Origin of the sequence: Pseudomonas sp. MYb193, from assembly GCF_002966775.1 — a bacterium.
In the GTDB taxonomy this organism is placed as follows: Bacteria; Pseudomonadota; Gammaproteobacteria; order Pseudomonadales; family Pseudomonadaceae; genus Aquipseudomonas; species Aquipseudomonas paracarnis.
Genome location: NZ_CP023269.1, coordinates 4,922,984 through 4,943,359, shown reverse-complemented (window position 1 = coordinate 4,943,359; position 20,376 = coordinate 4,922,984). Strand labels below are relative to the sequence as shown.

At 61.4% G+C, this 20,376-nt stretch carries 16 protein-coding genes; 6 read left to right on the top strand and 10 right to left on the bottom strand.

Annotation, left to right across the window (positions count from 1 at the left end; translation table 11 throughout):
• Nucleotides 1-123: 123 nt before the first annotated feature.
• The 4 genes from CLM72_RS22570 to gap all read right to left on the bottom strand — a co-directional run bounded on the left by CLM72_RS22570 (nucleotide 124) and on the right by gap (nucleotide 5,589).
• Nucleotides 124-2,688 carry a TonB-dependent receptor gene (locus CLM72_RS22570; RefSeq protein WP_105228258.1) on the bottom strand — a complete coding sequence of 855 codons (2,565 nt, stop codon included), beginning with the start codon at nucleotides 2,686-2,688 and terminating at the stop codon, nucleotides 124-126.
• A gap of 115 nt (nucleotides 2,689-2,803) precedes the next feature.
• The gene (locus CLM72_RS22565) at nucleotides 2,804-3,772 is read right to left on the bottom strand and encodes a FecR domain-containing protein (protein ID WP_105228256.1); all 969 of its coding nucleotides are present in this window, start codon (nucleotides 3,770-3,772) and stop codon (nucleotides 2,804-2,806) included.
• Between the two features lie 75 nt (nucleotides 3,773-3,847).
• Entirely contained in the window at nucleotides 3,848-4,366 is a 519-nt protein-coding gene (locus CLM72_RS22560) for an RNA polymerase sigma factor (RefSeq protein WP_003193922.1), read from the bottom strand.
• A gap of 221 nt (nucleotides 4,367-4,587) precedes the next feature.
• On the bottom strand, nucleotides 4,588-5,589 hold the full coding sequence (gene gap, locus CLM72_RS22555) for a type I glyceraldehyde-3-phosphate dehydrogenase (protein WP_003193921.1): 1,002 nt from the start codon (nucleotides 5,587-5,589) through the stop codon (nucleotides 4,588-4,590).
• Nucleotides 5,590-5,810: 221 nt separating this feature from the next.
• Here gap and edd point away from each other — a divergent pair, with 221 nt between their 5' ends.
• From edd to CLM72_RS22535, 4 genes are all read left to right on the top strand, one after another.
• Complete coding sequence (edd, locus tag CLM72_RS22550) at nucleotides 5,811-7,637, top strand: phosphogluconate dehydratase (RefSeq protein WP_014719752.1); 1,827 nt, start codon at nucleotides 5,811-5,813, stop codon at nucleotides 7,635-7,637.
• A complete protein-coding gene (locus CLM72_RS22545; RefSeq protein ID WP_034128613.1) occupies nucleotides 7,634-8,590 on the top strand; it encodes a glucokinase in 957 nt (318 codons plus the stop codon). Before edd ends, CLM72_RS22545 begins: the two co-directional genes overlap by 4 nt.
• 137 nt (nucleotides 8,591-8,727) lie before the next feature.
• Nucleotides 8,728-9,462, top strand: a complete 735-nt coding sequence (locus CLM72_RS22540) for a response regulator (RefSeq protein WP_003193918.1) — start codon at nucleotides 8,728-8,730, stop codon at nucleotides 9,460-9,462.
• Nucleotides 9,452-10,921, top strand: a complete 1,470-nt coding sequence (locus CLM72_RS22535) for an ATP-binding protein (protein ID WP_034128612.1) — start codon at nucleotides 9,452-9,454, stop codon at nucleotides 10,919-10,921. The genes CLM72_RS22540 and CLM72_RS22535 overlap by 11 nt, the downstream gene beginning before the upstream one ends.
• Nucleotides 10,922-11,044: 123 nt before the next feature.
• On the opposite strand, the gene CLM72_RS22530 is transcribed toward CLM72_RS22535, so the two are convergent.
• Nucleotides 11,045-11,974 (bottom strand): AraC family transcriptional regulator, encoded by a 930-nt coding sequence (locus CLM72_RS22530; protein ID WP_105228254.1) that lies wholly within the window; start codon nucleotides 11,972-11,974, stop codon nucleotides 11,045-11,047.
• A 327-nt stretch (nucleotides 11,975-12,301) separates the two neighbouring features.
• On the opposite strand from CLM72_RS22530, the gene CLM72_RS22525 reads away from it, so the two are divergent.
• Together CLM72_RS22525 and CLM72_RS22520 are read left to right on the top strand one after the other, a co-directional pair.
• Nucleotides 12,302-12,643, top strand: coding sequence for an antibiotic biosynthesis monooxygenase family protein (locus CLM72_RS22525; protein ID WP_073522888.1), 342 nt, complete (start codon nucleotides 12,302-12,304; stop codon nucleotides 12,641-12,643).
• A gap of 8 nt (nucleotides 12,644-12,651) precedes the next feature.
• A complete protein-coding gene (locus tag CLM72_RS22520) occupies nucleotides 12,652-12,930 on the top strand; it encodes a hypothetical protein (protein WP_105228252.1) in 279 nt (92 codons plus the stop codon).
• Nucleotides 12,931-13,055: 125 nt separating this feature from the next.
• On the opposite strand, the gene CLM72_RS22515 is transcribed toward CLM72_RS22520, so the two are convergent.
• From CLM72_RS22515 to CLM72_RS22495, 5 genes are all read right to left on the bottom strand, one after another.
• A complete protein-coding gene (locus tag CLM72_RS22515; protein WP_105228250.1) occupies nucleotides 13,056-13,688 on the bottom strand; it encodes a flavin reductase family protein in 633 nt (210 codons plus the stop codon).
• 134 nt (nucleotides 13,689-13,822) lie between these two features.
• Nucleotides 13,823-15,142 (bottom strand): MFS transporter, encoded by a 1,320-nt coding sequence (locus CLM72_RS22510; protein WP_105228248.1) that lies wholly within the window; start codon nucleotides 15,140-15,142, stop codon nucleotides 13,823-13,825.
• A 270-nt stretch (nucleotides 15,143-15,412) separates the two neighbouring features.
• Complete coding sequence (locus CLM72_RS22505; protein ID WP_105228246.1) at nucleotides 15,413-16,738, bottom strand: sigma-54 dependent transcriptional regulator; 1,326 nt, start codon at nucleotides 16,736-16,738, stop codon at nucleotides 15,413-15,415.
• Entirely contained in the window at nucleotides 16,732-18,498 is a 1,767-nt protein-coding gene (locus CLM72_RS22500) for an ATP-binding protein (RefSeq protein WP_105228244.1), read from the bottom strand. Before CLM72_RS22500 ends, CLM72_RS22505 begins: the two co-directional genes overlap by 7 nt.
• 163 nt (nucleotides 18,499-18,661) lie before the next feature.
• On the bottom strand, nucleotides 18,662-20,185 hold the full coding sequence (locus tag CLM72_RS22495; protein WP_105228242.1) for a fumarate hydratase: 1,524 nt from the start codon (nucleotides 20,183-20,185) through the stop codon (nucleotides 18,662-18,664).
• Nucleotides 20,186-20,376 lie beyond the last annotated feature (191 nt).

Here is a 20,376-nt window from a genome sequence, read left to right as displayed (position 1 = left end):
AGAAGAGAAGCGCCTGGGTGCCCTGAAGAGAGCTGTTATCAACTAGACGAACAAGAAGACGCGGCACAGTAAAAAATCCTCACCTCGCCGTGGATGCAATGGCGGCGAGGTGAGGCGGAAGGGTCAGATGTCCCAGATCACGTTGATCGCAAAGTTGCGACCGGGCTGGGTCAGGCGGTCGAGGTTGGCCGGGCCGGTCACACCGGCTTCGCCGACGCTGTCGTAGCTGCGCACGTCATCCCAGTTCCAGTACTTCTTGTCGGTGAGGTTGTAGAGGCCACCGTTGACGGTCACGTCTTTGCTCACCTTGTAGTAAGCGGTCAGGTCGAGGATGCCGAAGCCTGGGGTCTTGAACGGGCCGTCGGTGCCGCCGTCGGGCGCGTGGAAGGTCGTGCTGTCTACGCGGTCCTGTTTTTTCACCAAGGTCCAGCTCACCAGGCCACCGTAGTTGTCCTGGTCGTAGCCCAGGCCAAACACGCCCTTGAGCGGGTTGACGCTGTTCAACGGCTCGCCATTGTCGTCGTTGCGACCGTAGGTGTAGGCAACCGAGCCTTGGGTATACAGGCCCTTCGGCGCGCCGAAGGTATCCAGGTTCAGGCGGCCCTTGGCTTCCATGCCCTTGATGGTGGCGCGTTTGATGTTGACCGCCTGGAACTGCTCCACGGTGCCGCCGACCACGGCGTTGTCTTCGTCGATAAAGTCACGGTACTTGTTGTAGTACACCGCAATATCGAAGGAACCTTCGTCGAATTTGCCGCGAATCCCGGTTTCGATGCCTTTGCTGGTTTCTGGCTTGAGGTCTGGGTTAGGTTCGACGGTGTAGCCCAGGTTGAGGTTTTCGAAGCGACCGTAAAGCGCTTTGGCAGACGGCGTACGGAAGCCCTCGGCGTATTGACCGAACCAGGTGTAGTTGTCGGTCAGGGCATAGGTGAGGCCGAACTTGGGTGTTACGCGGTTCCAGGTCTTGTCTTTGCCATCGACGGTATAGGCGCCGGTCGGGTTGACGGTGTTGAGGAATTCCTGGGTCAGCTTGGGCTTGAGCCGGGTGTAGTCATAACGCACGGCAGGCAGGAAAGTCCATTTGTCCCAGGTGATCTGGTCCTGGGCGAACAGCGAGTAGGTGTTGATGGTTGGGTCGGGGAAGTCGCTGGCTTTCTTCACGCTGTCGCTCGCTTGCGGGCTCGGCGCGCCGATGGCGGTGCAGCCGGCGCCAATGGCCAGGCACGAGGCCGAGCCTTCGCGTGAGCCGGTGACTTTCTGCTGCTTGAGGGTGGTGCCGTAGGTCACTTGGTGCTCGGTTTCACCGAGGCTGAATGCTTTGTCCAGTTGCGCGTCGAAGACCCACTGTTTCTCTTCGTAAAGGGTGTCGCGGGTACGCAGGACGCGACGGCCGGCCTGGTAGATTTCGGCGGTGGTCTGGTCGGTCTTGGCGATCTGGTAGTTGAGGCTGGTCTTGATGCGGTCGGCAATCGGCGACTCCAGGGCGAAGGTGTTTTCCAGGCCGAAGCGCTCGCGGGTAATGGTGTCGTTACCGCGACGGTCGCGGTACAGGTTCATGCCCCGGCCACCGATGAACGGACCGCCCACTGCGTTTTTCAGATTGACGTCGCGGTCATCCTTGAACTTCTCGTAGGTCAGGCCCAGGCGGTTGTCATCGCCATAGTTCCAGCCCAGCTTGGCCAGCACGTTGGTGGTGCGCGCATCTTCCGGGTTGGCGCCGGTACGGGCCAGGCCAGTGGCGTTGTTGCCATCGTAGGATTCGGTTTCGTGGCCATTGCGTTGGCTCAGGTGCAGCAAACCGTCGAAGTCTTGCACACGCCCGGCGAAGGTGCCGGAGGTCAGCCAGCTCTCGTCGGCGGAGCTGTAGCCGGTCTTCAGGCGCGCACCGACGTCCTGGCCTGGCTTGATGATGTCATCCGGGTCGAGGGTGAAATAACTCACCGCGCCGCCGATGGCGCTGCTGCCGTACAGGGCCGAGGCCGGGCCGCGCAGGATCTCCACGCGCTTGACGATTTCCGGGTCGACGTAATTGCGTCGGGTCTTGGCGTAAGGGCCGTTGAAGAAATTGTCCGGCACTTCGACGCCATCCACCTGGGTGAGGATGCGGTCGCCGTCGATACCGCGAATGTTGTAGCCCGCGTTACCCGAGCGTGTACCGGCGCCGCCGACGGAGACGCCGGGTTCGTAGCGCACCAGTTCACGGATGTTGTTGACGTTCTGGCGGTCCAGTTCTGCGCGGTCGTGCACGCTGACGGTGCTCGGTACGCTGTTCACATCCTGTTCATTGCGGGTGGCGCTGATGGTCACCTGTTGCAGGGCGAGGGCGCTGCCGGCGCTACGTTTTTCCAGCACGATGTTGTTGGTGCCCAGTTTGCGATAGCTCAGGTTGGTCCCCACCAACAGTCGCTCGAGGGCTTTTTCCGCTGGCAGCGGGCCGCGCACGCCAGGGGACGATACGCCCTGGCCCAGTTCGGCCGGCAGGCCCACTTGCCAACCGGTCACTGCGGTAAAGGCGTTAAGTGCCGACACCAGTGGCTGCTGTTCGATGCTGAACGTGTAATTGGCGTGGCTGCGAGCGGCAGGTTCCGCGGCGGTGGCGCTCATGACGGGCGCACCAGCCAGCAGGATCGCGGCGGTCAGCAAGGACAAAACGGGCGAAGCAGACCGGCGGTTGAAACGAGAGGACATCGAGAGCGCTCCGGGATACGAATCTTATAGTTGCGAACCGAACCAAATAGGAATCAGTTGCATTGGCTATAACGAGACGTATCGCCGGTTAACATCGAGTAAAAATAATTCTCATTTAGTTCAGGATCACCAGCGCCGGGTACTCCGACAGCTTGGCCGAGGTGATGTGGGCCAGGGAGCGCACCACGTCCAGGGGCTGGTCGAGGCGGTAGTTGCCGGTGACGGCGACGCTGGCCAACTGCTCGTTGTTGTTGACGATCCAGCCGGGGTAATAGCGGCGCAGCTCAGCCAGCACTTCGCTCAGCGGGCAGTTTTCGAATACCAGCCGGCCCTGGACCCAGGCCAGGTCTTTGCTGGGGTCGAGCTTGGCCGGTTGGCCGAAACCCTTTGGGCCGATGCGGATGCTTTCACCGGCGCTCAGGCGCACACGGGCATCGTCGAACGTGTTGCTCAGGTCGACATCGCCGCGCTGCACTTGAACCTGGGCTTCGCCATTGAGGTAGCGCACGGCAAAGGCGGTGTCACGCACGCTGGCGCGCACCGGGCCGGCGTCGATTTCCAGGGGCAGGCCACGGGTGGGCGCTATTTCAAAGAACGCTTCGCCCTGGTACAGGCGGGCAATGCGCTGGTGGTCCTTGATGGTGCTGGAAAATGCCGAGTTGGTGTTCAGCAGTACCTTGGAGCCATCATCCAGTTGCAGGCGCTGGCGCTCGCCGACCACCGTCAGATGGTCGGCCTGCAAACGCACCGGCAGGTTGCTGAAACTGAACAGGCCGACCAGTAACACGGCGGCGGTGGCCAGAGGTTTCCAGTGCGGTTTGATCCGGCGCCAGCCGTTGGGCTTGCGCGGTGCGGCGAGGGCCACGGCGGCGCTGTGTACCGGCGCATCACCCCAGGCGGCCTGGGCCTTGCTGAAGGCGTGGACATGCGCCGGGTCCTGGGCCAGCCAGGCGTCGAACGCGGCCTGCTGCCCAGGTTGCGGGCACTGCAAGGCGATCAGCCAATCGAGGGCTTGGTCCATGGCCGCGTCTTGCAACACCTCATGAGCCAACGCATGGGGGCGCAGTTTATTCGGGTCCGTCACGGTGTTCCTCGGGTCTTCGCCACGTTCTATTCATTTTTCCTACAGCTTGGATCGACACCTCTGTCGGGTGACAGCTTAAGGCTGATCCAGCCGTTCGGCCACACCCACACAGATAGCCATGATCAATTTGAGTTCCTTTTGCACCGTGCTCAAGGACACACCCAACTGATCGGCAATTTCCTGATAGCTGCAACCGTGCAGACGGCTGAGGATGAAAATCCGCTGCTGGCGGGCGCTCAACTGGCCGAGGCTGACACTCAGGTGCTCCAGTAGCTGCTCGGCCTGGGTAGCTTCCTCCGGCGTGCTGGCCGGCGCGGCGACGCTTTGCAGGACATCCAGCGGGACATCCTCCTGCAGGGTACGCGCCTGAATCCTGCGCGAACGCAAGTGATCCAGCGCCAGGTTGCGCGCTGTCTGGTAGACAAAGGGTTCAAGGTGGTCGATTGGCCGCTCGCTGAGGGCCCGAGTCACGCGCAGGTAGGTTTCCTGCAACAGGTCCTCGGCAGTGCTGTGGTTATGCACCATGCGTTGCAGAGTTCGTAGCAGGATCACCCGTTGGGTGAGGAAGACGTGGTTGAAGCGAGATTGGCTCACAGTGATACCAGACCGATTTGCAGTTAATGATAATGCTTATCATCAACTGAAATGGCAAGTGGCACTTTGAGATGCCTTGGAGAGTGTGTGGGAGCCAGGCTTATGTGGGAGCTGGCTTGCCTGCGATAGCATCATCTCGGTTTGACTGAACGACCGAGTCGCCTGCATCGCGGGCAAGCCCGGCTCCCACAAAAGCCAGTTCACACAATCCAGCCCAGGGATTACTCGGCGTTGCACAACGCCAGGCAGTTATCCAGCATACGGTTGGAGAAGCCCCACTCGTTGTCATACCACGCCAGTACCTTGAGCAGCTTGCCGCTGACCTTGGTGTGATTGGCATCGAAGATCGACGACAGCGGGTTATGGTTGAAGTCACTGGAAACCAGCGGCAGGGTGTTGTAGCCGAGGATCTTCGAATGCTGGCTGGCGTGTTTGAGCAGGGCGTTGACTTCATCGGCCGTGGCTTCTTTCTTCAACTGCACGGTGAGGTCCACCAGCGACACGTTGATCACCGGTACACGCACCGCCATGCCGGTCAGCTTGCCTGCCAGTTCCGGCAGCACCAGGCCCACCGCTTCAGCGGCGCCGGTCTTGCTCGGGATCATGTTCTGGGTGGCCGAACGCGCGCGGTACGGGTCGGTGTGGTACACGTCGGTAAGGTTCTGGTCGTTGGTGTAGGCGTGAATGGTGGTCATCAGGCCGCTTTCGATACCCAGCTCGCGGTGCAGCACCTGGGCCACCGGCGCCAGGCAGTTGGTGGTGCACGATGCGTTGGAAATGATCTGGTGGGATTGACGCAAGATGTCATGGTTTACCCCATAGACCACCGTGGCGTCCGCGCCCTTGGCCGGGGCCGAGATGATTACTTTGCGCGCGCCGGCGCTAATATGGGCGGCAGCCTTGTCACGGTCGGTGAACAGGCCGGTGCATTCGAACACTACGTCGATCTTGTGCGCAGCCCACGGCAGGTCGGCGGGGTTGCGAATGGCACTCACGGCAATCCGGTCACCATTGACGGTCAGGCTTTCCTGATCGTGGGCAACCTCTGCGTCGAAAGTGCCGTGTACGGTGTCGTACTTGAGCAGGTGGGCATTGATCGAGCTGTCGCCCAGATCATTGATGGCGACGATCTGCAGATCCTGGCGATAGCCTTGGGTATACAGTGCGCGCAGGACATTACGGCCGATACGGCCAAAACCATTGATTGCGATTCGAAGAGTCATCGGAAAGTGCCTGTCGTCGATTTGTTGTAAGAATTACAAGATTATTCGCATAAAAATAGAAAACAAGCCTTTTTAGTGGCAATATTTTGTTCAATCTACAACGAGTGACCTGAATCAACTGGTCCGATGATCCAAACGACCCCCTGCCATCCCATGAGCCGTGGGCGTTTGATCAGCATAGACACTCAGGTCGCCACATCCGTTAGCCTGGAGTTCTATACATGCATCCCCGCGTTCTTGAGGTCACCGAACGGCTTATCGCCCGCAGCCGCGCCACCCGCGAGGCTTACCTTGCGCTCATTCGCGGCGCAGCCAGCGACGGTCCGATGCGCGGCAAGCTGCAATGCGCCAACTTCGCCCATGGCGTGGCCGGTTGCGGCACCGAAGACAAAAACAGCCTGCGCATGATGAATGCCGCCAACGTGGCAATTGTTTCTTCTTATAACGACATGCTCTCGGCGCATCAGCCCTACGAGCATTTCCCCGAACAAATCAAAAAAGCGCTGCGCGAAGTCGGCTCGGTCGGCCAGTTCGCCGGCGGCACCCCCGCCATGTGTGACGGCGTGACCCAGGGCGAGCCAGGCATGGAACTGAGCCTGCTCAGCCGTGAAGTCATTGCCATGTCCACGGCGGTAGCGCTGTCCCACAACATGTTCGACGCCGCGCTGATGCTGGGCATCTGCGACAAAATCGTCCCTGGCCTGATGATGGGCGCGCTGCGCTACGGCCACCTGCCGATGATCTTCGTGCCGGGCGGTCCGATGCCGTCGGGTATCTCCAACAAGCAGAAGGCCGATGTGCGCCAGCGCTATGCCGAAGGCAAGGCCAGCCGCGAAGAACTGCTGGAATCGGAGATGAAGTCCTACCACAGCCCTGGTACCTGCACCTTCTACGGCACCGCCAACACCAACCAGTTGCTGATGGAAGTCATGGGCCTGCACTTGCCCGGCGCTTCGTTCGTCAACCCTTACACGCCGCTGCGGGATGCGTTGACCCGCGAAGCTGCGCACCAGGTCACGCGTTTGACCAAGGCCAATGGCAACTTCACGCCGATTGGCGAGATTGTCGACGAGAAGTCCATCGTCAACTCCATCGTTGCGCTCAATGCCACCGGCGGCTCCACCAACCACACCCTGCACATGCCGGCCATTGCCATGTCGGCAGGCATCATCCTGACCTGGCAGGACATGGCGGACCTCTCCGAGGTGGTGCCGACCCTGTCCCACGTGTATCCAAATGGCAAGGCTGACATCAACCACTTCCAGGCGGCGGGCGGTATGTCGTTCCTGATCCGCGAACTGCTGGAAGCCGGCCTGCTCCACGAAGACGTCAACACCGTGGCCGGCAAGGGCCTGAGCCGCTATATCCAGGAACCTTTCCTGGTGGATGGCGAACTGGTCTGGCGCGACGGCCCGATCGAAAGCCTCGACGAAACCATCCTGCGCCCGGTGGCCCGTGCGTTCTCGCCGGAAGGCGGCTTGCGCGTGATGGAAGGCAACCTTGGCCGTGGCGTGATGAAGGTTTCGGCGGTAGCGCCGGAGCATCAGGTTGTCGAAGCGCCCGCGGTGGTGTTCCAGGACCAGCAGGACCTGGCCGATGCCTTCAAGGCCGGCCTGTTGGAAAAAGACTTCGTCGCGGTGATGCGCTTCCAGGGGCCGCGCTCCAACGGCATGCCGGAACTGCACAAGATGACCCCGTTCCTGGGCGTGTTGCAGGACCGTGGTTTCAAAGTGGCGCTGGTGACAGATGGGCGAATGTCCGGCGCGTCGGGTAAGATCCCTGCCGCGATCCACGTCAACCCCGAAGCCCAGAGCGGCGGGCCGCTGGCGCGGGTCCAGGATGGCGATATCATTCGCGTCGATGGCGTTACCGGCACCCTGGAGCTTAAGGTGGACGCCGAAGTATTTGCAGCGCGTACGCCTGCCACGGGCCTGTTGGGCAATAACGTGGGGGCCGGTCGCGAGTTGTTTGCATTCATGCGCTTGGCCGCAAGCTCCGCAGAGCAGGGCGCCAGCGCCTTTACCTCTGCCTTGGAGACGCTTAAGTGAAGCTTGCGCTGGTCGGTGACATCGGGGGTACCAACGCCCGTTTTGCGTTATGGCGGGATCAGGAACTGCATTCGATCCGCGTGCATGCCACGGCGGATCACGGCAGCCCTGAAGAGGCGATCAAGGTCTATCTCAAAGAAGAAGGCCTGCAAATCGGGGACATCGGTGCGGTGTGCCTGTCGGTGGCCGGGCCGGTGAGCGGCGATGAATTCAAGTTCACCAACAACCACTGGCGCCTGAGCAAAACCGCGTTTTGCCAGGCCCTGCAGGTGGATGAACTGCTGCTGGTCAATGACTTCTCGGCCATGGCCCTGGGCATGACCCGACTCAAGCCCGACGAATTTCGCGTGGTCTGCGAAGGCACGCCGGAGCCCTTGCGCCCGGCCGTGGTGATCGGCCCGGGTACGGGTCTTGGCGTCGGCACCTTGCTGGACCTCGGCGCAGGCCGTTGGGCGGCATTGCCGGGGGAGGGTGGGCATGTCGACCTGCCCCTGAGCAGCCCGCGGGAAACCCAGCTGTGGCAACACATCTACAGCGAGATCGGGCATGTCAGCGCCGAAACGGCGTTGAGCGGTGGCGGCCTGCCACGGCTGTACCGGGCGATTTGTGCGGTGGATGGGCACGAGCCGGTGCTCGACACCCCCGAAGCCATCACGGCGGCGGGCCTGGCCGGCGATCCGGTGGCCATGGAAGTATTGGACCAGTTCAGCATCTGGCTGGGCCGGGTGGCGGGCAATAACGTCTTGACCACCGGTGGACGCGGTGGCGTGTACATCGTGGGTGGGGTGATACCGAGGTTTGCCGACTTCTTTATCAACAGTGGCTTTGCCCAGAGTTTTCGCGACAAAGGCTGCATGAGCGACTACTTCAAAGGTATTCCGGTGTGGCTGGTGACGGCGCCGTATTCCGGGTTGACTGGGGCTGGTGTGGCGCTTGAGCAAGCTTTTGCATAGGTCATAATGGCGCCATCGCAGGCAAGCCAGCTCCCACAGTCTGGAATGCATTCCAAGTGTGGGAGCTGGCTTGCCTGCGATGACGGCCTAAAGGGCACCCGATGATTTAAGCCAGGCCATAACAACAAGGAGGCCCCGTGAGCGTAATCAGTAAATCCATTCTCCTCGTCGACGACGACCAGGAAATCCGCGAATTGCTGCAAACCTACCTCAGTCGCGCCGGCTTCCAGGTCCGTGGCGTGTCCGACGGCGCGGGGTTCCGTCAGGCGATGAACGAGGCGCCGTGCGACCTGGTCATCCTCGATGTCATGTTGCCAGACGAAGACGGCTTCAGCCTGTGCCGCTGGATCCGCCAGCACCCGCGCCAGGCGCAGGTGCCGATCATCATGCTCACCGCCAGTTCCGACGAAGCCGACCGCGTGATCGGCCTGGAGCTGGGCGCCGATGACTATATCGGCAAGCCGTTCAGCCCCCGCGAGTTGCAGGCGCGCATCAAGGCACTGCTGCGTCGCTGCCAATTCGGCCAGGAGCGCAGCAGCGGCGGTGATGTGTGGGTGTTCGATGAATGGCGCCTGGATATGATCAGCCACCGCTTGTTTCATGTGGATGGTGAAGAGGTGATCCTCTCCGGTGCCGACTTCGCCTTGCTCAAGTTGTTTCTCGACCACCCGCAACAGATCCTCGACCGCGACACCATCGGCAACGCCACCCGTGGCCGCGACCTCATGCCCTTGGACCGTATCGTCGACATGGCCGTCAGCCGCTTGCGCCAACGCCTGCGCGACACCGAGAAACCTCCGCGGCTGATCCGTACCGTGCGTGGCAGCGGCTATCAACTGGCAGCCAGCGTGGTTGCCGGCAATGCCCACTGAACCGCTGAACGAACGTCGCCGCCGCTTTCCGGTACCCCGCTCGCTGCTGGGGCGCATGTTACTGCTGACCTTGCTGGCGGTGCTGTTCGCCCAAGCGCTGTCCAGCGTGATCTGGGTGTCGCAATTGCGCGCCACCCAGCTTGAGGGCCTGGTCACCAGCGCCCGTAGCCTGGCGCATTCAATGACCGCCAGCGTGAGTTACTTCCGGTCGCTGCCGGTGGCCTATCGCCCGTTAGTGCTGGACCAATTGCGCAGCATGGGCGGCACGCGTTTTGTGGTGACCCTCAATGATCGCCCGCTGGACATGCAAATACTGCCCGAAACCCCGCGCAAGCAAGCGGTGCTGGTGGCGGTGGACGAAGTGCTGCGCCAGACCCTGGGTGCCGACGTGCATATCTCGGTAGAGTTCGTCAGCGCCGAAGACCTGCGCATCTTCAATGCCGGCCTGAAGCTCGACGAACTGCCGCGCTCCTGGGCCCATTACGCGCTGACCCTGGAACCGGTGAACCCGCCGGTGCTGGTCACCCAGATCCAACTGGCACCCGGTGAATGGCTGTACATCGCCTCCCTATTGCCCGAGCCCTACACCAGCCTGGAAGAGCAAGGCCTGCCGTCCCAGCAGGTGTGGTTCATCGTGCTCACCAGCGGTTTTCTGCTGCTGTTCATCGGCCTGCTGGTGCACTGGCAAAGCCGACCGCTCAAGCGCCTGGCGCGAGCGGCGCGGGACATGTCCCTGGGCGCCGATGTGGAGCCGGTGGCTGAAGGCGGCGGCAGTGAAGTGGTGGAAGTGGGCCGTGCATTCAATGCCATGCGTGAACGCATCAGCCGTTACCTGACCGAGCGCAGCCAGTTGTTCAGCGCCATTTCCCATGACCTGCGCACGCCCATCACCCGCCTGCGCCTGCGTGTGGAATTGCTGGAAGACGAGAACCTGCAAAACAAATTCGGCCGTGACCTGGATGAGCTGGAATTGCTGGTCAAGGGCGCGCTGCAATGCGTGAAAGACACCGACATCCACGAAAACATCCAGCCGGTGGATCTCAACCACGTCCTCGAATGCCTGGTGGAGCCGTACCTGGCACCCCATGGCAATGGCCGAGTGACCCTTGATGGCGCGGCCCTGTCAGCCTACCCAGGCAAGCCGCTGGCGCTCAAGCGTTGCATCGGCAACCTGATCGACAACGCGCTCAAGTACGGGCAGAACGCGCATTTGCATATCGAGGACGATGGCGTGCAGTTCATCCTGCATGTGGATGACGAGGGCCCCGGTGTGCCGCAGCAGCGACTGGAGCAGGTGTTTGAGCCGCACTTCCGCCTGGCCGGCCAGCAGCAGGGTTACGGATTGGGATTGGGGATTGCGCGCAACATTGCCCACAGCCATGGGGGCGAAGTGAGTTTGCAGAACCTGCGTGAAGGCGGCCTGCGCGTTACCCTGCAACTACCAAGAACCTTGGACTAACAAACACCTGAGATCAAATGTGGGAGCTGGCTTGCCTGCGATAGCGGTGGTTCAGTTGACTCATTAGTGACTGACACACCGCCATCGCAGGCAAGCCAGCTCCCACATGTTGCTACGCGCGCATCAGATGCTTTGGCGCAACCGGGCCAAGTCGCGCAGCGGCGGCGCACCGAACAACCGGCTGTACTCCCGGCTGAACTGGGACGGGCTTTCATACCCCACCCGATACCCCGCCGCCGAGGCCTCCAGCCCTTCGGCAATCATCAGCCGCCGGGCTTCCTGCAAGCGCAGTTGCTTCTGGTATTGCAGCGGGCTCATGGCCGTGATCGCTTTAAAGCGATGGTGCAAGGTCGAGACGCTCAGGTTCACTTCCTTGGCCAGGTCGTCGATACGCAGCGGCTGTTCGTAGTTACCGTTCAACCAGGTGATCGCCTGGCTCACCCGATGGCTCTGGCTGTTAGCCACAGCGATTTCATACAGGCGATAACCCTGCGGGCCACGCAGCAAGCGGTAGAGAATTTCACGGTTGATCAAGGGCGCGAGCATCGCGATGTCTTTAGGCGTGTCCAGCAAGCGGGTCAGGCGCAGCACCGCGTCGAGCAGTGCGTGATCGATGCGGTCGACGTACATGCCTCGTGAGGTCGGGCGCGAGGGCACGCCCATCGGCCCGGCCTCTGCGATCAGCGCTGTGAGCTGCGCCGGGTCGATATTGATACGCACCGAGAGGTTCGGGTTTTCGGCGGTGGCGTCGATAATGCGGCCGGCTACCGGCATCGCCACCGAGAACACCAAGTAGTTGAGCGGGTCGTAGGCAAAGATCTCGTCGGCCAGGCGCACTTCCTTACTGCCACTGGCGAGGATGCACAGTGCGGGTTCCACCAGCACCGGCATGAAATCCCGCGGCGCGTTGTGGCGGTTCAGGTACAGCGAGGTGATCGCCGTGCCGTAGGAGCCGTCCTCCCAGGTATGGCGGTGCACGATACTGGCCAGCTCGGCGCGTTGTTTCTCCATCTCGGCATCGAGGGGAATGGACTTGGATTCGGGCGACGGCATGGGGCGTCCTCTACACGCTTCTTTGATGGGCTCAGCATAGCGGCGGCTTTTCAAAAAGTGTTACGTCGATTCTGCAGCATCCTTGCCTGATCCTGCGAGATAGCGTGAATCAGGCAAGTGCGCAGCCTGTCATCAGCCTGAAACATGAGGCCTGGGCCTGGAATAAATCCTGGGGCCGAACGTCCTCCCTACGCTTCTCGCAGGATTGTGCAATAAGCCTGCAGGAATTGACTAACCGCGCCCACCCCCGCGCCGTTATCTTTGACCCTGTGGCAACACGCCCTCACTGTGCTTGCCGAGCATCACTTCTCAACGGGAGAGTCGAACATGTCCACCCCCATTCCCGCGAGCCATATGGCCTTTATCCGCGCCCGTAGCGGGTGCAGCACCGAGCTGGGTGCACGCTTGAGCAGTTTGATCGAACCAGGTCGCCAGGCCCAGGGTTGCCTGCAATTCTCATTGCAGCACTCCCAGGTCGATCCCGATGTCTGGTTGGTGTCCGGGTTCTGGAGCAGCGAGCAGGCCATGAGCGCCTACTTCAACTCTGCGGCCCTGATGATCTTCACCGAGCTTCTGAACGACATGGTCGTGCGCAGCATGGACTTCCAGACCTTCACCGACGCATCGGCGGCACAGGCCTACGGCGAGTACCTGCAACTGGCCGGTTAACGGTTAGAATGGCCGACTTTCCATTGGCCAGGACCTGCAACATGGCACGTAAACAATTTGCTCACCACGAAGCCGTTTCCGCCGTAGTACCGGGCGAAGGTGGCTACAGCGCCGCCGTCGCCGTCAAGGCACTGGATGGCATGGGCGCACCCAGGTTTCACAAGATCCTTGATGGGCAGACGTTCAAGACTGCGTCCGATGCCGATGATGCGGCGACGCTGCAACTTGATCTTTTGATTGATGTGAATGCTGACGGCGAACTGAGCTGGGCAACTGCTGAACGCTGAGGCAGCACACCTAACCAATGTGGGAGCTGGCTTGCCTGCGATAGCGGTGTATCAGTCACTCTTGGGTTAACTGACCCACCGTCATCGCAGGCACGCCAGTTCCCATAGTTTTGATTGCATTTCAGTCAGGGTTTGGTGGCGCCTGGTCTGTGCATTTTGAACAGGGCCTCAGGCCCCAGCTGGAAATAATCCGCCGGGCCACCCCCGCGCAAAATAGGCTCGGCGGCAGCAGTGTCGTAGATCCCATCCTTGAGCAACCATTTGGCGATGTGCACCGCAACCACCTCGCCCAGCACCAGCCAGCTTGGCACCAACTGCTGGTCGGCACGTTGCAGCTGGATGATCTGCGTCACCTTGCACTCGAACGACACCGGGCTCTCGCCCACCCGTGGTACGCCAACGATTTTCGAAGCCACGGGCGTCAGCCCGGAGAGTTCGAATTCATTCACCTCGGGCGATACGGCCGCGCAGCTCTGGTTCATCTGCTCGGCCAGCGGGCGGGTGGCCAGGTTCCAGACGAATTCTCCAGTCTGTTCGATATTGTTCAGGCTGTCTTTACGCCCGACACTGGAAAACCCAATGATCGGCGGAATGTAGTTGAACGCATTGAAGAAGCTGTAAGGCGCCAGGTTCAGGCGGCCTTCGCGATCGTGCGAGGAGATCCAGCCAATCGGGCGTGGGCCGACGATCGCATTGAACGGGTCATGGGGCAGGCCGTGGCCGTTGGCGGGTTCGTAAAAGTGGATATCGTCGGACATCACCTGCTCCATATGGAATTCTGGGGCACGCATCATAACGAATGTGGGAGCGGGCTTGCTCGCGAATGCGGTGGGTCAGTTGATACAACTTTGACTGATCCACCGCGTTCGCGAGCAAGCCCGCTCCCACATTTTTAGTCGGTGGTGATTCGCGAGTGTTTACGCGTGTCTTTCATGGTCACGTACACCATCAACGACACGGCGATACACGCGGTCACGTACCAGTAGTAGCCAGTTTCCATACCGATGCTCTTGAACCACAGCGCGATGTATTCAGCGGTACCGCCGAAGATCGACACGGTCAGGGCATACGGCAGGCCCACGCCCAGTGCGCGGATTTCGGTCGGGAACAGCTCGGCCTTCACCACGGCGTTGATAGAGGTGTAGCCGCTGACGATGATCAGCGCGGCCATGATCAGGAAGAACGCGCCCCACCAGCTCTGGATGGTGTGCAGGGTGGTGAGGATCGGCACGGTGAACAGGGTGCCAAGGACGCCGAAGGCGATCAGGATCGGGCGGCGGCCGATTTTATCCGACAGCCCGCCGATGATCGGTTGCAGGCACATGAACAGAAACAGCGTCGCCGCCGAGATGGTGGTGGAGTCGGAGATGCTCATGCCGACCGTGTTCACCAGGTATTTCTGCATGTAGGTGGTGTAGGTGTAGAACGCCAGAGTGCCGCCCATGGTCAGGCCGACCACGGTCATCAGCTCCTTGGGATGGCGCATCAAGGTGCGCATTGCGCTTTCCTTGGCTTTTTCTTTCTTGGTGAACGACTCGGTTTCTTCCATGCCGCGACGCAGGTACAGCGCGACCACTGCGCACAAGGCACCGATGGCGAACGGGATACGCCAGCCCCAGGCATACAACTGCTCGGTGGTGAGCACCTGTTGCAGCACGATCAGCACCGCCAGCGCGATGAGCTGGCCGGAGATCAGGGTCACGTATTGGAAGCTGGAGTAGAAACCGCGGCGTTCCTTGGTGGCCATCTCACTCAGGTAAGTGGCAGAGGTACCGTATTCGCCGCCGACCGACAGGCCCTGCAGCAGGCGGGCAAACACCAGCAGGATCGGCGCACCGATACCAATGATTTCATAGCCGGGGCTCAGGGCAATCAGCAGCGAGCCGAAGCACATCAGGTACACCGAGGCCATCAAGGCTTTTTTACGCCCCACTTTGTCGGCGTACAGGCCCATCAGCCAGCCACCGATCGGGCGCATCAGGAAGCCCACGGCGAAGATCGCGGCGGTGTTGAGCAGTTGGGCAGTGGTGTCGCCTTTGGGGAAGAAGGCTTTGGCGAAGTACAGCGAGAAGGCGGCGTAGACGTACCAGTCGTACCATTCGACCATGTTGCCGACCGATCCGCTGAATATCGACTTGATGCGGCTGGAGGTGGTGCGCTCCTGCGCTTTGACGGCCATCGATCCCAGAGGCACGGTGTTGGAGTTATCCATTGAAGGATCCTTCATCTAGTTGTTTTTATGGAGCGGCGCGTGCGCAGCCTGTTGGGGCTATAGCAGGAGCTGTGCCAGGTAGAGGAAGGCCCGGAATAGAAGGGTTGCGGGATTTTATTGAGCGGAAATTCGCTGATGGTTTTGGGGTGATGAGCGGAAATCCGCTTATGGCTGCCGACGCCATCGCAGGCAAGCCAGCTCCCACACCTGCCTGTGCTCACAGACCAAAATGTGGGAGCGGGCTTGCCCGCGATGGCGATCCAAAGGTCGCTACACAAACATCTCCCTTACCAACCCATGCCGCTGCATCTTCTCATTGAAGGTGCGACGTGGCAGTTGCAACTCGGCCAGCACCGCCTTGATATCACCCTTGTGACGCGTCAACGCGGCCTTCAGGCAGTGTGCCTCGAACGCTTCCTGCTGCGCCGCCAACGACTGCCCGGCTTCGATCCCTTGCGGTTCCGGCTCGTCCAGCCCCAACACCTGGCGCTCGGCGACGTTGGCCAGTTCGCGCACATTGCCCGGCCAGTCATGGCTGAGCAGACGCCCCAACTGTGGCCCACTTAAGGGCTCGACCTGGCGGCCCAGACGCTTGGCAGCGCTTTGCGCAAAATGCGCGTACAGCAGCGGAATATCTTCGCGACGTTCACGCAATGGCGCCAGGCGCAGTTGTGCGACATTGAGCCGATAGGCCAGGTCTTCGCGAAAGCGCCCCGCACGCGCTTCTTCCAGCAGGTCGGGCTTGGTGGCAGCGATGATGCGCAGGTCCACATGGATACTCTGGTTGGAGCCCAGCCGCTCCAGCTTCTGCTCTTGCAATACGCGCAGCAATTTCACTTGCTGGGCCAGGGGCATGCTTTCGATTTCATCCAGGAACAAGGTGCCGCCGTGGGCATATTCCAGTTTGCCGATACGTTTGCCCTGGGCGCCGGTAAAGGCGCCGCTTTCATGTCCGAACAGTTCGGCTTCGAACAACTGCTCGGGGATTGCCGCGCAATTGAGGGCCACGAACGGCTTCTTGGCGCGTGGGCCGAAGTCGTGCAGGCAGCGGGCGACCAACTCCTTGCCGCTGCCGGTCTCACCCCGGATCAGCACATTGACCGGCAAACTCGCCAGGTCCAGCACTTGGCGGCGCAAGCTTTGAAGGCCCATGGACACACCCAGCAGGCTGGACTCCAACTGCACGCGATGATCGGCCTGTTGATGCAGACGGCGGTTTTCCAGGATCAAGCCGCGCTTGTCCAACGCCCGGCGCAGGCTGTTGAGCAAGGCGTCGGGGCTGAAGGGTTTTTCCAGGAAGTCGTAGGCGCCGTCGCGCATGGCTTCGACGGCCATTGGCACGTCGCCATGGCCGGTGAGCAAAATCACCGGCAAATCGGCATCGCGGCGCTGCACCTCGGCCAACAGCTCAAGGCCGCTGAGCCCCGGCATGCGCACGTCGCTCAGAATCACCCCGGCAAAGTCCTTGGGCAGTTGCGCCAGGCACTCTTCGGCGCGGCTGAACAACTGCACGTCAAACCCTGACAGGCTCAGCCATTGCTCGACGGCCGTGCGAATACTGGCTTCGTCATCGACCACAATCACCGCGTTCAACATAGGTCTGGCGTCTCCAGGGCGATAGGCAGGGTCAAGGTGAAAATCGCGCCATCGCCACGGTTGGCGGCACTCAGGCGTCCGCCCAGTTCATGCACGATAGCGTAGGACACCGCGAGCCCCAAGCCGAGCCCGTCGCCCACCGGTTTGGTGGTGAAAAACGGGTCGAATACGCTGCTCAAATGTTCCTCGGCAATCCCGCCACCGCTGTCGCAGACGCTCAATTGCCATAGTTGCTGATCGGCGTGCAGGCGGATTTCCAGGCGCTTGCGCGGTTTATCGGCCATGGCGTCGAGGGCGTTGCGCAGCAGGTTGATCAGCACTTGTTCCAGGCGGATCGCGTCGCCACGTACCCAGGCCGGGCGAGTGAGGTCCAGCACCACACCGATGGCTTCGTCACGCAGGCGCGCGTCGAGCAGGTGCAAGGATTGGTCGACCACCGTCGCCAGGTCCAGCTTTTCGCGCAGACCGCTGGGGCTCTTGCGCGCGAACGTCTTGAGGTGGCCGGTGAGCGCGGCCATGCGCGTGAGCATGTCATCCAATGGCGTGAGAGCCTTGTAGGCATCGTCCACGCGACCATGGTCGAGCAACAGCCGCAGCGTCGCCAGTTGCATGCGCTGGGCGGTCAGCGGCTGGTTGATTTCATGGGCGAGGGCGGCCGACATCTGCCCCAATGCCGCCAGCTTGGCCGACTGCACCAGGCCATCCTGGGCGGTGCGCAGCGCCTGGGTGCGTTCTTCGACCAATTGCTCCAGTTCTTCACGGCTGCGCTGACGCAAGCGGGCCAGGCGCCAGTGCTGGCTGAGGAACAGCCCCAAGAACACCAATGCCAGCCACGAACCCGCAGCGGCAAGGCCCGCGTTACGTTGGTCTTCAAAGGCAAACTGGGGTTTGCGCAACAGGTGCAAGGTCCAGCCTTCGCGCTTGAGCGGCAGCGACTCCCAGATGTAATTGGCGTTGCCCTCGGGGCCGTTGACGCGGATCAAGTGGCTGTTTTCGTCAAAGCGTTGCAGGGGCTGGGTGTCCAGCGGCTGCAGTTGCTTCTTGTCGTATTGGCGGGTGGCCTTGAGTTCAGCCAGGTCATTTTCGGACAACGGCCGCAGGTTGCGATAACGCCAGCCCGGCTGGTTGGCGATAAACACGATGCCCCGCGCATCGCTGACCAACAGCAGGTCATTGCCCTGGGCCCATTCGCGCTCCAGCTCGGGGAACTCCAGCTTGACCACCATGGCCCCAAGGAACTGCTCGTGCTCATCCACGACCGCGCTGGAAAGAAAATAGCCCGGAATACCCGTGGTCACGCCCACTGCATAAAAGCGCCCGGTGCCCTGGCTCAAGGTCTGGCTGAAATACGGCCTGAACGCGTAGTTGTGGCCGACATAACTGCTGGGCAGGTTCCAGTTGCTGGCGGCCACGGCCAGGCCGGTGCGGTCCATCAGTTCCAGGGTCGAAGACTGCGCAGCGCCGTTGATGCGCTCCAGCTTGCGGTTGAGCCGGTCTTGCGTGGCGGCGTCCAGCGGGCCCTTCAAGGCGCTGATCATCTCCGAATCCAGCGCCAGTACGGCGGGCAGGGCACGGTAGCGTTCGATCAGGGTGTGCAGCGAGTTGGCATACAGCGCGAGCTGCTGATTGGCACGGGCGGCGTCGTCCACCAAGGCCTGGCGTTCGGCATGGCGCGTGGCCAAGGCGGCAGCCAGCACCGCACCGGCGATGATCAACAGAGAATAGAAGGTCAGGCGCAGGGGGCGAGGGATCACGATCATACGATGATGAACAGGCACGGTAAGGGGCGAGCACCATAGCATGGGCGGCTCATATCTTGTGACCAAGGAGCTTGTATGGGAGCTAGCCCCCCTTGCTCCCGGCAGAAAAAAAGGCGACTGGGCCATGGGGCCGCAGTCGCCTTTATTCTTTTGGATGAGGTGCTTACTGCACTTCTACCGCCAGGCTGTCACTGATCTTTTTCTGCCAGATGGCAGGACCGGTGATGTGGACGGATTCACCTTTGCTGTCCACTGCAACGGTGACCGGCATGTCTTTCACGTCGAACTCGTAGATGGCTTCCATACCCAGTTCGGCGAAGGCAACCACGCGCGACTTCTTGATGGCCTGGGCCACCAGGTAAGCGGCGCCGCCCACGGCCATCAGGTACACGGCCTTGTGGTCCTTGATCGCTTCGATGGCGGTCGGGCCGCGCTCGGACTTGCCGATCATGCCCAGCAGGCCGGTTTGCTCGAGGATCTGACGGGTGAACTTGTCCATCCGCGTCGCAGTGGTCGGGCCCGCCGGGCCAACCACTTCTTCGCGCACCGGATCAACCGGGCCGACGTAGTAGATAAAGCGGCCCTTGAGGTCCACCGGCAAGGTTTCGCCCTTGTTCAGCATCTCGACCATGCGCTTGTGCGCCGCGTCGCGACCGGTAAGCATCTTGCCGTTGAGCAGTACGGTTTCGCCCGGCTTCCAGCTCTGCACTTCTTCCGGGGTCAGGGTGTCGAGGTTGACGCGACGGGCCGATGGGCCGGCTTCCCAGACGATTTCCGGGTAGGCGTCCAACGGTGGCGCTTCCAGCGACGCCGGGCCCGAGCCGTCCAGCACGAAGTGCGCGTGACGGGTGGCGGCGCAGTTGGGGATCATGCACACCGGCAGTGAGGCTGCGTGCGTCGGGTAGTCCATGATCTTCACGTCGAGCACGGTGGTCAGGCCACCCAGGCCCTGGGCGCCGATGCCCAGTTGGTTGACCTTCTCGAACAGCTCCAGGCGCATTTCTTCGATGCGGTTCTGCGGGCCGCGCTTTTTCAGCTCGTGAATGTCGATGGACTCCATCAACACTTCCTTGGCCATTACCGCGGCTTTCTCGGCGGTGCCGCCGATGCCGATGCCGAGCATGCCCGGTGGGCACCAGCCGGCGCCCATGGTCGGAACAGTCTTGAGCACCCAGTCGACGATCGAGTCGGACGGGTTGAGCATGGCCATCTTCGACTTGTTCTCGGAGCCGCCACCCTTGGCCGCCACGTCCACTTCCACGGTGTTGCCCGGGACGATGGAGTAGTGGATGACCGCGGGGGTGTTGTCCTTGGTGTTCTTGCGGGCGCCTGCCGGGTCGGCGAGGATCGAGGCACGCAGGACGTTTTCTGGCAGGTTGTAGGCGCGACGCACGCCTTCGTTGATCATGTCGTCCAGGCCCATGGTGGCGCCGTCCCAACGCACGTCCATACCCACGCGCACGAACACGGTGACGATACCGGTGTCCTGGCAGATCGGACGATGGCCGGTGGCGCACATGCGCGAGTTGATCAGGATCTGGGCGATGGAGTCACGGGCAGCCGGCGATTCTTCGCGCTGGTAGGCTTCGTGCATGGCCTGGATGAAGTCAACGGGGTGGTAATAGGAAATGAATTGCAGGGCGTCGGCAACGCTCTGAATCAGGTCGTCTTGCTTGATCACGGTCATGAGTCGCGCTCCTCTATAAGGGAACATTCAATAAAGATGGCGTCAGTGTTGCATCGGTCGGCTGAAGCCATCTTTCCAAGGCACGCCAGAATGGTGCAGGCGCGACGCTAAAAAGGCGCGGCAGTATAACCCGGCACGGTGGCCGATACACCCGACTATGGTCAAACTGTCGCAGGCATGATTCCCTGTGC

Bases quoted from the DNA above. Each gene is read 5' to 3' on its own strand.
- CLM72_RS22570 (WP_105228258.1), bottom strand. From the start codon at position 2,688: ATGTCCTCTCGTTTCAACCGCCGGTCTGCTTCGCCCGTTTTGTCCTTG.
- gap (WP_003193921.1), bottom strand. From the start codon at position 5,589: ATGACTCTTCGAATCGCAATCAATGGTTTTGGCCGTATCGGCCGTAAT.
- edd (WP_014719752.1), top strand. From the start codon at position 5,811: ATGCATCCCCGCGTTCTTGAGGTCACCGAACGGCTTATCGCCCGCAGC.
- CLM72_RS22535 (WP_034128612.1), top strand. From the start codon at position 9,452: ATGCCCACTGAACCGCTGAACGAACGTCGCCGCCGCTTTCCGGTACCC.
- CLM72_RS22530 (WP_105228254.1), bottom strand. From the start codon at position 11,974: ATGCCGTCGCCCGAATCCAAGTCCATTCCCCTCGATGCCGAGATGGAG.
- CLM72_RS22525 (WP_073522888.1), top strand. From the start codon at position 12,302: ATGTCCACCCCCATTCCCGCGAGCCATATGGCCTTTATCCGCGCCCGT.
- CLM72_RS22520 (WP_105228252.1), top strand. From the start codon at position 12,652: ATGGCCGACTTTCCATTGGCCAGGACCTGCAACATGGCACGTAAACAA.
- CLM72_RS22515 (WP_105228250.1), bottom strand. From the start codon at position 13,688: ATGTCCGACGATATCCACTTTTACGAACCCGCCAACGGCCACGGCCTG.
- CLM72_RS22510 (WP_105228248.1), bottom strand. From the start codon at position 15,142: ATGGATAACTCCAACACCGTGCCTCTGGGATCGATGGCCGTCAAAGCG.
- CLM72_RS22505 (WP_105228246.1), bottom strand. From the start codon at position 16,738: ATGTTGAACGCGGTGATTGTGGTCGATGACGAAGCCAGTATTCGCACG.
- CLM72_RS22500 (WP_105228244.1), bottom strand. From the start codon at position 18,498: ATGATCGTGATCCCTCGCCCCCTGCGCCTGACCTTCTATTCTCTGTTG.
- CLM72_RS22495 (WP_105228242.1), bottom strand. From the start codon at position 20,185: ATGACCGTGATCAAGCAAGACGACCTGATTCAGAGCGTTGCCGACGCC.